The sequence below is a fragment of the Syntrophotalea sp. genome, assembly GCF_050253115.1.
Classification (GTDB): domain Bacteria; phylum Desulfobacterota; class Desulfuromonadia; order Desulfuromonadales; family Syntrophotaleaceae; genus Syntrophotalea; species Syntrophotalea acetylenica.
The window spans coordinates 1-14,126 of record NZ_JBFWJQ010000061.1; the positions used below are offsets into that span (position 1 = coordinate 1).

Here is a 14,126-nt window from a genome sequence, read left to right on the forward strand (position 1 = left end):
ACATGCACTTTTTCCTTGCCCGGAGTATTGACTAATGACAGAAGTCCATTAGAAATATGACAAGGGTATGTTCCTTGGTGGTTTGTTTGTGCATCGGTTTGTACCATCCAGAAGACTCGGACAGCGAGAAAAAGGAGAAACGGTAATGGCAGAAGGTACGGTGAAATGGTTTAATGACGCCAAAGGTTTCGGTTTTATTCAGCAGGACAATGGACCGGATGTGTTTGTCCATTTTTCTGCAATTACGGGGGAAGGTTTCAAGTCCCTGGCGGAAGGGGACCGGGTCAGTTTTGAGGTTGTCAAGGGGCCGAAGGGACCCCAGGCGGCAAACGTTCAAAAACTTTGATAACCAGGGGCGCAGCCCCATTGCCCAGAGGAATGAAACGAAGCCCGCTCCGTAACCGGCGCGGGCTTTATATTTATATTTGTTGGATTCATGAAAACCTAGGAGGATCAGGCAGCGGTGTTCAGCTGCCAAAAACGGAGGCATCAGGTCAAAACCGGAGGTTGAGCTGTTTGTGGTGTCGGGTTGCTTTTTGGAATGAAATGCTCTAGGGTTGGTCTGCTTTTACGGCATTTGTATATTTCCCCCGGGGGGGTTCGCGGTAAACCCGGCTCTTTTGGCTTAAGCATCAAGGATGATAGATATAATGAGTGATTTTCCCAAGTGCCCCGTGTGCGGTTCTGAATATACCTACGAAGATGGTCCTTTGTATGTATGTCCCGAGTGCCACCACGAATGGCCGCGGCAGCATGCGGCTGTAAACGAAGTTCAGGAAAAAATTGTTCGGGATGCCCATGGCAATGTCCTTGTCGATGGCGATGCGGTAACGGTCATCAAGGATCTGAAGGTCAAAGGCTCTTCCATGGTAGTCAAGGTAGGCACCAAGGTCCGGAACATTCGTCTGGTCGAAGGGGATCATGATATCGACTGCAAAATTGACGGCATTGGCGCCATGAAACTGAAATCGGAATTTGTTAAAAAGGTTTAGCTGCATGCCATTGCGGGTCTTGCGCCTGCCGGTAATCGCGCGAAGAACATGCAAAAGGGCCCGCCTTGAAAAAAGGTCGGGCCCTTTTTGCATGATGGCTGGTCAAAATACCGGGACGCGCCGCAGTCACTGTCATTGCAACTGCCGGTTTGTTTTGGTCAGAACGCCCGGCTCAGTCGGCATTTCCGGATTGACGGCGAAACAGCGGTGAAACGAGGTATATGGTATCGGCTGCAAAGGCGATGAGCAGCGGGATCAGATACTGGTCGCGACGCACTCCGAGCGCCAGCAGAAACAGAAATGCGCCAAGAACCAGAACTCTGACGATTTTGGGAACTCTGGGTAAAATGGCGCGCCCGAAATGGGGGTAAGGCACGCGCGAAATCATCAGCAGCGAGGTGATGGCTACGATAACGCCGACCACGGGCTGGCTGGGAACCAGCACGCATGCAGTGCCGGCCATCAAGGCGCCTGCCGGGGACGGCAGACCGGCGAAGCTCGCAACGCCTCCGGCTACGCCTTTACGGCGTTTTTCCACAACAAACCGGATCAGTCGGTAGATTACGGCAAAAAGGTAAAAACCGCCGAGCAGCAGGCCTAACCAGAGCTTGGTGAAGGAAACCACGACAATCAGACCTACCGTCAGGCCAAAGCTGGTTCCGTCGGCGACATCGTCAAAAATTTCGCCGCGAGGGGTGGACCCCCAGCGTTCGGCGGCGCGGCCGTCGAACAGATCCAGAAACTGGCCGAGGAACACCAGCCCAAGGGCATAGACCGCCGGCTTGCCGCTCAGAACGACCCAGCAGCCGGCAAGGCCGCATACCAGGTTGAGAATGCTGAGAATGTTGGCGTACCAGTAGTTGGGAATGACTTTGAAAAAGGTGGAGCAGAAGGCCAATCCCGCACAGATAGCCATCAACGGGTAAATGGAACGTCCGAGGATTGGAAGGGGGCCGTAAATCCATTCCAGGCCGACAACGATCAGCAGCACGACCACCATGAAGGTTTTGGCCTTGCCGAAGAGGTTGGCGGCTTTGACCTTGATAAAACGCCGAGAGGCTTGCCCGGTGATGTCGAAAGCCAGAAAAACAAACACCAGCATCGGATTGAGCGCCCCCCTCCAGGCAAGGTAGACGAGCATGGGAGCGTACATCAGTTTATCGGAGAGGGGGTCGATGGTAGCGCCTTCTTCCGTATTCAGATCGCATTTTCGGGCGATGTCGCCGTCGGTAATGTCGGTGATCATCCAGAAGGTAAAAAACAGAAAGCACCATTGTGGATAACCCAGATGCAGGAGGATTGCCGATACGAAACCCATGGGATACCGAGCGCGGCTGATGGCATTGGGGTGCAGCCATCTGTGTCGTCGCACCCATGCGACCTGGCGGGGAGTCCGGAGAAAGAAATAGACGGCAAAGCGTTCCAGTGCCAGCATGATGAAAACGGGAATGGCGATTTCGGTCAGGATTGCGCTATAGGGAATCATGGCTCCTTGTGAGTCCTGGCTTGAGGTTAAGAATCAGCTCGGCAGTGCCGTTCCATGTCCTTCTATCGTTTTCAGAAGCGCTGGTGGGAGGCAATGCCGCGGGTGCAGTAGGATTTTTGGAAAAACAACGGGCCCGCGTGCGGATAGGCAGGCAGGCCCGGTTAAGTGACGGGATGATCCATGACAGCAGGCCGAGACCGCGTTACTTGTCGTTGAAAAGCAGGCGGCGTGCACCTAGAAATTTTTTGCGCAGGGAACTTTCCTCCAGGTTTGAGATCCGGATGGTTTTGCGTGAACGCGGCGCATGAATGAATTTGCCTTCGCCAAGGTAAATGCCGACATGGTTGACACGCTTGTTGTTGCCGAAAAAGACCATATCTCCAGGACTCAACTCGTTGCGTGCCACCGGTTCGCCCTGCCGGTACTGTTCGGCGGAGGTGCGTGGCAGGTTGATGCCGCACAGCGCGTAAACGGTTTTTACGAAGCCGCTGCAGTCCATGCCGGTCTCGACGGACATGCCGCCCCAGCGATACTTTACGCCCAGAAAATCCAGGGCGATCCGGGCGGCGCGGAATCCGGGCGGTTGCGGAGCTATGGGTTGATGTGCCATGGCTTCCAGCGCGGCAATCATTTGAGATCCTGCGGACTTTTTATCAGCGACGGCCTGCGTGCCGGTGTCTGCCGTCGATTTGGGCGTCCCGGTGCCCGGATCGGTGGCAACGCGGGGGACTGTCGCGGTTTCTTGTGCGGCCGCGGCAGGCGCTTGCGCTGTGGAGACGGTCTTGTTGACCTCGGCTGTGGGAATTTCGCTTGTCCGGGCAGCAACCTCCGCATTGTCCGGGGCGCGGCCTGAAACAATCAGGAAGCTGCCGATGAGCTTGTTTTTCTGCAGTTGCTCCGCCGCTTGTCTGGCTTCCAGGCGCGAGCCATGGCTGCCGGTTCTAACGACAAACAGGCCGCGCTGATTGGTCGTCACATAAGCGTCAAGACCCTTGCTTTTCAGCGATTCCACAGCGCCGTCCGCAGCAGGCTGCCGTGAATAGGCAAACAGTTGAATGGAATAGACCCTGGCGGAGTCAACCGCGGCGGGCTCGGCCACGGCGGCCGATGTCCAGAAACAGAATGCAATTATCCAGAGTAGAGATTTCTTCATATAGGCAGATCCAGAGCGGGTCGTGGGGGCATTCGCCAGAATCCCTCTGTCCGGCGGTCCCCGATCGATTGCGAATGGCACCCTTCAAACTACTCTTCTTTTTATAGAATTTCTTCCCAAAAGTCATCAGGAAAATTCGCGGCCGGTCGCAGCGCCGATGTGCGCACCTGGCTCTTTCGAAGATTCTGGCGTCAATCGGGGTTTTTCTTGTTGTCGTTGGAAAAATCGAGCGCCTGCTGGTTGTATGGGGTGTGTCTTGCGATAAAACAAAACAGCCCGCATTGAACGGGCATTTGCGGGCTGTTTTGCACAAAATTGTCAGAATTTGGTGCCGGTCATTTTGATGACCAGCAGGCGCACCGGTTCGGTGCCGGTGTTTTTCCATCCGCGCAGGGTGCCCGTGCGGATCTCTATAAGGCTGTCGCCGCCAACCTGTTGGACTTCATCCTCGATCGTCAGTTCTCCGCGGCCTTCCAGGACATAAAACAGAACGTCGAAAGGATTGTCGTGCAGGGGCACGGTTTCGCCGGGCCGCAGCAGAATATGAATGACTTCGACGGGACCGCTGTTGTGCATGATGCGCGCATCGAAGGGAACCGGTACTTTCGATGCCGCCTCAAGCGTTATGATTTCCATGGCATACTCCTTTTGTTTGCGGATGCATGGACCGGCGAGATAAAAAAGCGGGCAGAGCGCGGAGGTTACGCTCCGCCCGGAGGAGGCTCGCCGGTTGCTGATTGTCAGGTTGTGCTCGCTGCGTTGATCCACGGATGATTCAACCATACTCCCAATATCTTTTCCGGGGATTGACCGGCGTCAAGTTTTTATCGTTTTCGGGACCAAACGAAATCGCCCCGAGCTTGCTCCGGGACGGCCAAAAAAAGATCAAAACGGTGATAATTACTATTGACATTAATTGACAGATGCAATAATGTACCAACCATCAGTGAGGTCATTATGTCGGAACAAAAGAATTTGCAGGAAGTCATGGCAACATGCAGGGCGCGGGGAGTGAGTCTGACGCCCCAGCGGCTGGCGGTAATGCGGGCGCTGTCAGCCCGCCGGGATCATCCAACGGCGGACCAGTTATATGCGGATCTGATCCGTCAATTGCCCGGAATTTCCCGAACCACTGTTTACCGGGTTCTGGAGACCTTTGTTAGGCTTGATCTGGTTCGAAAAATCGACAGCCGTGACTCCAAAGCGCATTTCGATGGCGATACCTCTATGCATCCTCACCTGGTTTGTCTCGGGTGCGGCAGGGTGATGGACTATGAGGATAGAAGTTTCGGCATATTGCAGCCTCCGGAGGTGACCAAAGATGGTTTCAGGATTGTCGATTATGCCGTGACGCTGGTCGGGTTCTGTGAGGACTGCCAGCGGGACAACATTGATAGGTAGTTTTCATCCGGAAACGGCCCTTTTCCGCCGTGGCGGGGTCAATCCGCAGGCTTGCTTGTGCGGCGTACCGATGTACGCCTCCGCGCAACCCCTTGATTTCCTTGCCACAACGAAAAATTGCTCGTTTCTCCAAATGAAAACTACGCTGTATCCATCCGGAGTTTCGGGATGGATACTAGGTAATTTGGCCGACAGGTCCCATGACCTGTATTATCGTAAACTTTCATACTGAAAAGAGGGATGCAATGAGCGCATTGAAAGGTACCAAGACCGAAAAGAACCTGTTGGAAGCTTTTGCTGGCGAGTCCATGGCCCGCAACAAGTACAGCTATTTTGCCTCGGTGGCCAAAAAGGAAGGATTCGAGAAGATTTCCGCTATTTTCCAGGAGACCGCGGACAACGAAAAGGAACATGCTAAACTGCATTTCAAGGCGCTGCAGGGAATCGGCGATACCATGGCCAACCTGAAGGCGGCCGCGGCCGGCGAAAATGAAGAATGGACCGAAATGTATCCGCGCATGGCCAAGGAAGCCCGCGAGGAAGGGTTTGATGATCTGGCCCGCATGTTCGAAAATATCGCCCGCATCGAAAAAGCGCATCAGGAGCGTTATGAGCGCATCGTCAAGGCGATTGAGGCCGGTACGGTTTTTCAGCGGGACAACGAACAGCTCTGGAAATGCCGCAACTGTGGCCATCTGCTCAATGCCAAGGCCGCGTCCAGGATCTGTCCCGTGTGTGATCATCCCCAGGCCTTTTTCGAGGTCGAGGTCTGCACCTTCTGATGCTGTCTGTCGGTTCTCCCAACCGGTCCGGGAGAACCGCTCATCCCAGTATCCAGACGTCACCACCAAACCGAGGAGGAAAAACCATGCAAAAGTACGTGTGTGAAATCTGCGGCTATGTGTACGACCCCGCGGTAGGCGACCCGGAAAACGGCATTGCGGCGGGGACCGCGTTTTCTGATATCCCCGGAGACTGGGTGTGCCCGATCTGCGGTGCTTCCAAGGCTAATTTCGCCCCGGAAGGCTGATACCGGGACGAGGGTTTTTTGGCACGGTTCCGGTCGGCAAACGAGGGCCGGGCCGTGCTGAATTTCTCATTTTCGGACCTCCTTTCGGGGGTCTTTCAGTATCGATGCAACGGGTGTGGCTTATTACGGGAAGGACCAGCACATGATACCTCGCAAATTGGCCGAAGGGGTTTACGAAGTCGGTGCGACAGATTGGAATATTCGCGATTTTCACGGTTACTCGACGGATCTTGGCTCCACCTACAATGCCTATCTTGTCGTCGACGAAAAGATCGCTCTGATCGATACGGTCAAGAAGGAATTTACAGACCAGCTGCTGCAAAAAATTTCGCAGATCGTCGACCCGTCAAAAATTGATCTGGTTATAAGCAATCACACGGAAATGGATCATTCCGGCGGGCTGCCGGAGCTGATGGAAGTAATCGGCAGGGACAAGCCGGTGTATTGCTCCAGCATGGGGCTGAAAAATCTGCGCAGGCATTTTCCTGACTGGCTGAATCTGCAGCAGGTATCTGACGGTCAGGAGCTGAGCCTTGGCAACCGGACGCTGCAGTTTCTGGAAACCCGCATGATCCACTGGCCGGACAGCATGTTCAGCTATCTCAAGGAAGAGCAGATTCTCTTTTCCAGCGACGGTTTCGGGCAGCATTATGCCGGGCCGGAGCGCTTCGATGACGAAATCGGCGATGCCATCATGGCCCATGCGAAAAAATATTTCGCCAATATTCTGTGGCCCTTCGCGGCACTGATCCAGAAGCTGCTGGATAAGCTGATCGGCACGGGCTTGCCCATCAGGATGATCTGCCCCGACCACGGCATCATCTGGCGCCGGGACCCCGGCAAGATCGTCGGCGCCTATCTGGAATGGTGCAGACAGCAGCCCGGGCGGGAGGCTCTGGTGATTTATGATACCATGTGGCACAGTACCGAGACCATGGCCGGGCAGATTGTCGCCGGGCTGCAGGAAGCCGGTGTGAAAGCCCAGCCGATGCATGCCCGCAGCGTGCACCGCAGCGACATCGTAACGGCCGCCTTTGATGCTGGAGCCCTGATTGTCGGTTCGCCAACCCTCAACAACGGGATCTTTCCAACCCTGGCCGATGTGTTGACCTACCTGAAAGGGCTTAAGCCCTGCAACAAGCTGGGAGCGGCTTTCGGTTCCTACGGATGGAGCGGCGAGGCGCCCAAAATGGTGCATGAAATGCTGGCCGGCATGGGTCTGCAGATGATCGAGGAGCCCTTGCGTGTGCAGTTCGTTCCGGAGCGGGAGTCTCTCGCATCCTGTCGGGAGTTCGGGCGTCGCATCGGACAGGCATTGCAAAAAAGCTGACGTGATCTTCCAGAAATCCTCCAAAAGGCCGCTGCAAAAGCGGCCTTTTGACGTTTTGCGTCCGGTCGTTCTCCGATAATGGTGATTTTTTGAGGCAAGAAGGTTGATTTAGCCAGGTTGAAATTTTAGTATGTTCTGTTCCGTGCCGGTGCACGAGACGCTGCTTTTTCGGAAAGGGCGGCGGGACCGGCTTGTCCCGGGTATTCTTGCCATTATTGCGAGACGCATCATGACGAACATAACATTTGTTTCAAGGATAATCAGTTGGCTCCGAGGCCGCATCCCGGGTTTAATGACCAGCCTGGGCGTCAGTGAGCAGACTTTCATGGCCATACTTGCCGTGGGTGTTGGCATCCTGTCGGGAATCGGCAACTTTGTTTTTCGTAAAAGCATCGACCTGGTTCATTGGCTGGTGATAGAGCAGGGAACGCAGTTCTTCAATATTTCCTTTGAACACTGGAGCACGGCGCGCTTGTGGTCGGTGCTGTTTCCGGTCAGCGCGGGAGTGCTGATGCTTCCTTTCGGGCTGTTTTTTGCCAAAGAATTGCGTTTTGGCTTTGCCCATTTTCTGGAAAGGGTCAATCTTCGCGGCGCCAAGATCCCCGTTCGCACCATGTTCACCCGCTGCTTTGCCAGCGCCATTACCTTGGGGGCGGGCGGTTCCGCCGGGCAGGAAGGCCCCATTGCGCAGATCGGCGGCGCCATTGGCAGCCAGGTCGGCCAATTTTTCAAGGTCAGCGGCGACCGGCTGAAGCTGCTGGTGGCCTGCGGCGTTGCCGGCGGTATTGCGGCGACTTTCAACGCTCCCATCGCGGGAGTGTTTTTCGCACATGAAATCGTGCTGCTGTCATCCTTCGAACTGACCAGTTTTACTTCCGTGGTCATCTCCAGCGGTATTGCCACGGTTGTTTCCCGCGCCTTGCTGGGGAATCTTCCGGCACTGCGTGCCCCGGTGTACATGCTGGCCCATCCCTGGGAACTGGCCGGTTATCTGGTTCTCGGTTTGCTGGTGGGGATCCTTGCCGTGTGCTTCATTACCGCCCATTACCGCATCGTTGATCGCTTCGCCGCGCTCAAGATGCACCGTCTTGTGAAGCCGATATGCGGCGGCGCCCTGGTGGGGCTCGTCGGCGTCTTTTTCCCCCAGATATTCGGCAACGGGTACGAGGTGATCGAAAAGGTATTGCTCGGTGACGGCGCTTTGCTGCTGCTGGGCAGTCTGATTGTGGTCAAGGCCGTGGCCACGTCCCTTACGCTGGGTTCTGGTCTGCCCGGTGGTCTTTTTGCGCCTTCGCTGTTTATCGGCGCCGTTACCGGCGGGGCTTACGGGAAACTGCTGCAGTTCTTGTTCCCCGGCACGGTGTCGGCCCCCGGGCCCTATGCGCTGGTCGGCATGGGCGCGTTTCTCGCGGCGGCGACCCATGCGCCGATGACGGCGATTTTCCTGTTGTTCGAAATGACCGGTTCCTACAATCTGATCATTCCCATCATGCTGTCCTGCGTGGTGGGCACCGCCATCAGCAGACATCTCAAGCAGGACAGCCTCGACACCGTCGAGCTGTCCCGCGCCGGCATCAGCCTTGAGGCTGGCAAGGAACGCAATATCATGAAATCGCTGCGGGTCGGCGATGTGATGACCCGGGACCCCGAATCGATTCCGGAAAACATGACCTTGCGGCAATTCAATCATTTCATCGCTACCACCCGGCATACCAATTTCCCCCTGGTCAACCAGAAAGGCGAGCTTACCGGAATCCTTTCGGTCCAGGATTTCATGGGCGTGGTGTTCGAAGGGGATCTGCTCGATCTGGTGGTGGTCAAGGAACTGGCCACCCTCGATGTTATCACCGTCAACACCGAGGATAATCTGGATCAGGCCATGCGCAAGATCGGTTATCGCAATATCGAGCAATTGCCGGTGGTCGATGAGCGAAATGGCCGCAGGCTGCTGGGCATTGTCAGCCGGCGGGATATGGTGTCGGCCTACAACAGGGCCTTGATGGTGCGTTCCATGGAGGAGGACGATGATGAATGATTTGCTGACCTCCCTCAATGAATGCCAGCGGCAGGCGGTTCTGCACGATGAAGGCCCGCTGCTGATCCTGGCCGGCGCCGGGTCGGGCAAGACCCGCACCCTGACCCACCGCATCGCCTATCTGATTCAGCAGCAGCAGGTGGAACCCTGGCAGGTGCTGGCGGTGACTTTTACCAACAAGGCCGCAGCTGAAATGCGCGAACGTTTGCAGCGTCTGGTCGGCAATATCGACGGCTTGTGGATCAGCACTTTTCATGCTGCCTGTGCGCGCATTCTGCGTCGTGACGGCGAGGCTCTCGGTTATGGACGCGACTTCAGCATCTACGATGATCAGGATCAACAGCGCCTGCTGCGGGATTGCCTGGCGGAATTGCATATATCCGACAAGCAACTCAAGCCCCGCGCGGTGGCCACGGCCATCGACCAGGCAAAAAATCGCGGGCTGCTGCCGGAAGAATACCCGGAACATGACCACCGTGCCGAGCAGGTGGCGCAGGTCTACGCGCTGTACCAGAAACACCTGCGGCAGGCCAACGCCCTTGATTTCGGCGATCTGCTGCTGCAAACGGTGCGTCTGTTCCGCGAACATTCCGCCATTCGGGATGCGTACCGCCACCGATTCGCCCATCTGCTGGTCGATGAATTCCAGGATACCAATCAGGTGCAATATGAAATGGTCCGCCAATTAGCCGCCGACGGCCGCCATCTGTGCGTGGTCGGTGACGATGACCAGTCCATTTATGCGTGGCGTGGCGCCGAGATTGGCAACATCCTTAATTTCGAACGTGATTTCCCGGGTGCCCGTGTGATTCGACTGGAACAGCACTACCGGTCCTCGGCCACGATCCTTGAGGCTGCCGGTGAGGTGGTGGCTTGTAACACGGGCCGCAAGGGCAAGACCCTTTGGACGGACAATCCGGTCGGCGAACCACTGAGCATCGAGGCGATGCCTGACGACCTCGAAGAAGCCCGTTTTGTCGCTGGCGAGATTTCCCGCCTGCGCAGCAATGGCCGGCATTTGCGTGACGTGGCGGTGTTTTACCGTACCAACGCCCAGTCCCGCGTTCTGGAGGAAACCCTGGTACGCGAAGGTTTGCCGTACATTATGGTTGGCGGGGTGAAGTTTTACTCGCGCATGGAGATCAAGGACGCCCTGGCTTATCTGCGAACTCTCGCCAATCCCGCCGACTCTCTTTCCGCCCGGCGGATCGTCAATGTGCCGGCACGGGGCATTGGTGCCGTCACCATCGGGCGCATTGCCGCTTACGAAGAACAGGCCGGAGGTTTCCTTGCCGCTTGCCGAATGTGTCTGCAACGCGGTGACATCAAGGGGGCCGCGGCCGGCAAGGTTACCGCCTTTGTCAATCTCATGGAGCATTTTTCCCGGCGTCTGGAAGACGTGCCATTCCCGCAGCTAACTGTGGAACTGCTGGAAGAATCCGGCTATCTTCCCGCTTTGCGCGAAGAAGCACAGTCCGCCATAACCGAGGCGGATAAAAAAGAAGCCCGGGGCCGGCTGGAAAACCTCGAACAGTTGCTGGCCGGCATGGAGGAGCATCTGTCCAAGGAAAGCTCGCTGCAGGAATATCTTGAGCAGGTTGCGCTGGTTACCGACCTCGATTCCTATGACACCAGCCTTGACCGGGTCACATTGATGACCCTGCATGCCGCCAAGGGGCTGGAGTTCCCCGTGGTTTTCATCACCGGCATGGAGGAGGGGATGTTTCCCCATGGCCGGGCTGCCGGTGAGCGCGATGACGTTGAAGAGGAGCGCCGCCTCTGCTATGTCGGCATGACCCGCGCCATGCAGAAGCTCTACCTGACCCATGCCCGCCGCCGTCGTATCTATGGCGACTATCAGTACAATCCCCCCAGCCGTTTTCTGGGTGAAATTCCTTCCCGTCTACGCGGCGAAAAACAGACGCCGGTCCCGCAAAAGCCGGCCATGCATAACCTGGCATCGGTTTTTGAGCAGATCGAGCCGTCCCCCTGGGACGATGCTGTTGAGGTTTTCGACGATGTGCATGTGGTGCCCGAGGCCGAAGAAGGTTTGCGCATCGGACTGAAGGTGCGGCACATTAAATTCGGTGTCGGCATCGTCCGTCGTCTGGAAGGTGCCGGTGACGGACAGAAAGTCACGGTTCAATTTCCCGGGGTTGGTCTTAAGAAACTGCTGGTCAGATTTGCCGGTCTGGAGCCGGCCTGACCGTTGTGGTTGATTTCGATGATGAAATAGAAACATTTTTCTGCTACCATTCCAGAACTTTAGTTTCATGTGGTTATATTAATTTTCAGGGGTCGGAATTGCCGGGGTCCGCTTCCCGGAGCGATGACCCAGGGGGGATTGCCATGGGGGATGTCAGCGGCTCGCCCGGAGGTTTTCGGCAGAGGGTGGTATGCATGCGGCGGCTGTTTGCTGGCTGCCGCCGGGTCGGTTCTCTGTTTCTGGTGGCCCTGTGGCTGCTGTCTTTTTCAGCCGAAGGGGCTTCCCCGGCGGATCCTCGTCACCGGCAGGCGGTAGAAGCCGCGCGGCGGGGTGACCATGCCGCGGCTCTGCCGTTGCTTGATGAACTGCATCGCAACAATCCAGCCGATCCATCCCTTTTTTACGATTACCTTGTGGTGCTGGCATGGGCGGGGGAAGATGCCCGTGCGCTTGCCCTGCTCGAACAGGTGGACCCGCAACAAATTCCCCTGTATGTGCTTGAGGCGGCTGCCAAATCCCTGCGCCAGCAGAAGCTTTTCGATAAGGCCGAATCCCTTTACCGGCTTGGCATCGGCCGCTTCGGCACGGCTTTGTCCCTGCGTGAAGGCCTGCTCTACACCCTGGTGGATGCCGGGAAACACGAGGAAGCCGCCAACCTGGCCAAATCCCTCGAACAAATCTACCCGGGCCATGCCGGGATACAGTACGCCATAGCCTATGCGGCGGAAGGGCGCGGCGATTATGTAACCGCGCTGCAGTGCTACCAGCGCATTCTGGGCTGGCAACCCGGGGCGCGGCGGGCCCAGCGACTTGAGATCCTCGCCCTGGCCGCTATCGGTGAACCCTTTATGGCCGACGACCTGGCGAGCCAGCATCCGGGCCTGCTGAATGCAGCGGAGCGACATCGTCTCAGAGCCGACCAGGCGGCGCTGGTTACCCGATGGGGCCGTCACGGCAGCGAACTTCCCGGGCAGCGGTTTGCCGAAACCGACCGTGCGCTGAACTTGCTGAATGCCAATGAGCAGGCGGCCAGGGCAGATCTTCCCGGTGGGGAGGCCTTTGTCCAACGGGCCCGTATCGATCGTTTGGTGGCGCTGCGCGATCGGGTGGAAATGGCCCGTGTGGTGGAGGAATACCGTTTATTGCAGGCCGAATGTGTGGAACTGCCGCCTTATGCCCTGCAGGCCGTTGCCGACGCTTTCCTGTATCTGGAAGAGCCGGTCCGGGCCGCGGATCTTTATCGGCGGACGCTGGAACATCAGCCCGATAATTTCGAAGCCGCCCAGGGCTTGTTTTATGCCTATATCGAGCAGGAGGACTTCGAGCGGGCCCTGAAGCTTGGCGAAGCGCTTCGTGCGCAGCAGGCCGCTGGTCCCAAAAGACTGGAGGCGGAGCTGCTTGCCGCGTTGGGACAGATTTTCGCCGGTGACCTGGAAGAAGGAGAAAGCCGGCTGATCCCTCTGTACCGTCGGGCTCCCGCCAATCTCGACATTCTGGGGGAAACGGGCGGTGTGTACGGAGCCCGGGGATGGCCGCGGCGCGCCGAAGAAACCTATCGTATGGGCCTGGCGCTTGACCCGGCCTATCTGCCGCTGCGCATTGGCTATGCCGAAAACCGGCTTGATCTGCAGGAATTCGAACAGGCCGGGGGCCTGATCGGAACCCTGGGTGATGAATATCCCGAGCACAAGGCGGTGCAGCGATTGCAACGGTTGTGGCAGGCCCATAACATGCGCGAACTGCAGGTCTCCGTTGCCGCCGGCTGGAGCAGCGGATCGACCTTCGGCAGTCACGACCTGTCTCTGGCCGCGACCCTGTTTTCCGCGCCGGTGCATGCGCGCTACCGGGGGTTTGCCGCAACCTATCTCGATCAGGCCTCGTTTCCCGAGGGGCATAAAACCCTGCAGCGCTTCGGAGCGGGCATCGAATACCGCCACCGGCACGTTCAGGGAACGGCCGAAATGACCTGGAATGTTTCCGGCGGTCAAAAGATGGGCGGGCGTTTGGCGGCCGTATGGATGCCGGACGACATTTGGTCGTTCCCCGCCGAAATCGAACTGTTCAGCCGCGACACCCCTCTGCGCGCCCTCAAGCATGGCATCCGTGCCGATTCCGCGAGCCTTGGCGCCCACTACCGCCGCGATGAACTGCGGTGCTACTGGCTGCATGCCGGATTCATGGATTTCAGCGACGGAAATTTCCGCTACAGTCTTCTCGGTGGTGTGGAGCAGGGGCTGATTGTGCGGCCGCACTATCGCCTTGACGGTCTTCTCGAGTTTTATACCTCGGCCAATAGCGAGCACGATGCCCCATATTTCAACCCGCGCCGGGATGCCGACATCACCCTGACCCTCGCCAATGATTGGCTCCTTTACCGCGATTATCGTTTTTCTTTTCACAACCGTTTGGCCGTCAGTGTGGGCGGTTACTGGCAACAGGATTTCGGCATCGACCCGACGGCAGCTTTGCGTTATGAGCATGTCTGGGAATATT

Annotated in this window: 12 protein-coding genes; 9 read left to right on the top strand and 3 right to left on the bottom strand. The window is 57.1% G+C overall.

The window, feature by feature from the left end:
• Positions 1 to 145: 145 nt before the first annotated feature.
• Entirely contained in the window at positions 146 to 346 is a 201-nt protein-coding gene (locus tag AB7E65_RS07910; protein ID WP_072286833.1) for a cold-shock protein, read from the top strand.
• Between the two features lie 304 nt (positions 347 to 650).
• Positions 651 to 992, top strand: coding sequence for a zinc ribbon domain-containing protein YjdM (locus AB7E65_RS07915; RefSeq protein ID WP_072286834.1), 342 nt, complete (start codon positions 651 to 653; stop codon positions 990 to 992).
• A 172-nt stretch (positions 993 to 1,164) separates the two neighbouring features.
• Here the strand turns inward: AB7E65_RS07915 and AB7E65_RS07920 are convergent, their stop codons facing one another.
• The 3 genes from AB7E65_RS07920 to AB7E65_RS07930 form a co-directional block, all read right to left on the bottom strand.
• Positions 1,165 to 2,478 (bottom strand): CDP-alcohol phosphatidyltransferase family protein, encoded by a 1,314-nt coding sequence (locus tag AB7E65_RS07920; protein WP_072286835.1) that lies wholly within the window; start codon positions 2,476 to 2,478, stop codon positions 1,165 to 1,167.
• A gap of 202 nt (positions 2,479 to 2,680) precedes the next feature.
• Entirely contained in the window at positions 2,681 to 3,631 is a 951-nt protein-coding gene (locus tag AB7E65_RS07925) for an NlpC/P60 family protein (protein ID WP_428745611.1), read from the bottom strand.
• 318 nt (positions 3,632 to 3,949) lie between these two features.
• A complete protein-coding gene (locus AB7E65_RS07930; protein ID WP_428745612.1) occupies positions 3,950 to 4,267 on the bottom strand; it encodes a cupin domain-containing protein in 318 nt (105 codons plus the stop codon).
• A gap of 351 nt (positions 4,268 to 4,618) precedes the next feature.
• Between AB7E65_RS07930 and AB7E65_RS07935 the strand changes: the two genes are divergently transcribed.
• From AB7E65_RS07935 to pgaA, 7 genes are all read left to right on the top strand, one after another.
• The gene (locus AB7E65_RS07935) at positions 4,619 to 5,032 is read left to right on the top strand and encodes a Fur family transcriptional regulator (protein WP_428745613.1); all 414 of its coding nucleotides are present in this window, start codon (positions 4,619 to 4,621) and stop codon (positions 5,030 to 5,032) included.
• 245 nt (positions 5,033 to 5,277) lie between these two features.
• A complete protein-coding gene (gene rbr / locus AB7E65_RS07940; protein WP_072286837.1) occupies positions 5,278 to 5,814 on the top strand; it encodes a rubrerythrin in 537 nt (178 codons plus the stop codon).
• An 86-nt stretch (positions 5,815 to 5,900) separates the two neighbouring features.
• Positions 5,901 to 6,062 (top strand): rubredoxin, encoded by a 162-nt coding sequence (gene rd, locus AB7E65_RS07945; RefSeq protein WP_072286838.1) that lies wholly within the window; start codon positions 5,901 to 5,903, stop codon positions 6,060 to 6,062.
• Positions 6,063 to 6,204: 142 nt separating this feature from the next.
• Entirely contained in the window at positions 6,205 to 7,392 is a 1,188-nt protein-coding gene (locus AB7E65_RS07950) for an FprA family A-type flavoprotein (protein WP_072286839.1), read from the top strand.
• A 325-nt stretch (positions 7,393 to 7,717) separates the two neighbouring features.
• The gene (locus AB7E65_RS07955) at positions 7,718 to 9,427 is read left to right on the top strand and encodes a chloride channel protein (RefSeq protein ID WP_236718900.1); all 1,710 of its coding nucleotides are present in this window, start codon (positions 7,718 to 7,720) and stop codon (positions 9,425 to 9,427) included.
• Positions 9,420 to 11,633 (top strand): ATP-dependent helicase, encoded by a 2,214-nt coding sequence (locus AB7E65_RS07960; RefSeq protein WP_428745615.1) that lies wholly within the window; start codon positions 9,420 to 9,422, stop codon positions 11,631 to 11,633. Before AB7E65_RS07955 ends, AB7E65_RS07960 begins: the two co-directional genes overlap by 8 nt.
• Positions 11,634 to 11,776: 143 nt before the next feature.
• On the top strand, positions 11,777 to 14,126 hold a 2,350-nt coding region (gene pgaA, locus AB7E65_RS07965; RefSeq protein ID WP_428745614.1), incomplete at its 3' end, for a poly-beta-1,6 N-acetyl-D-glucosamine export porin PgaA.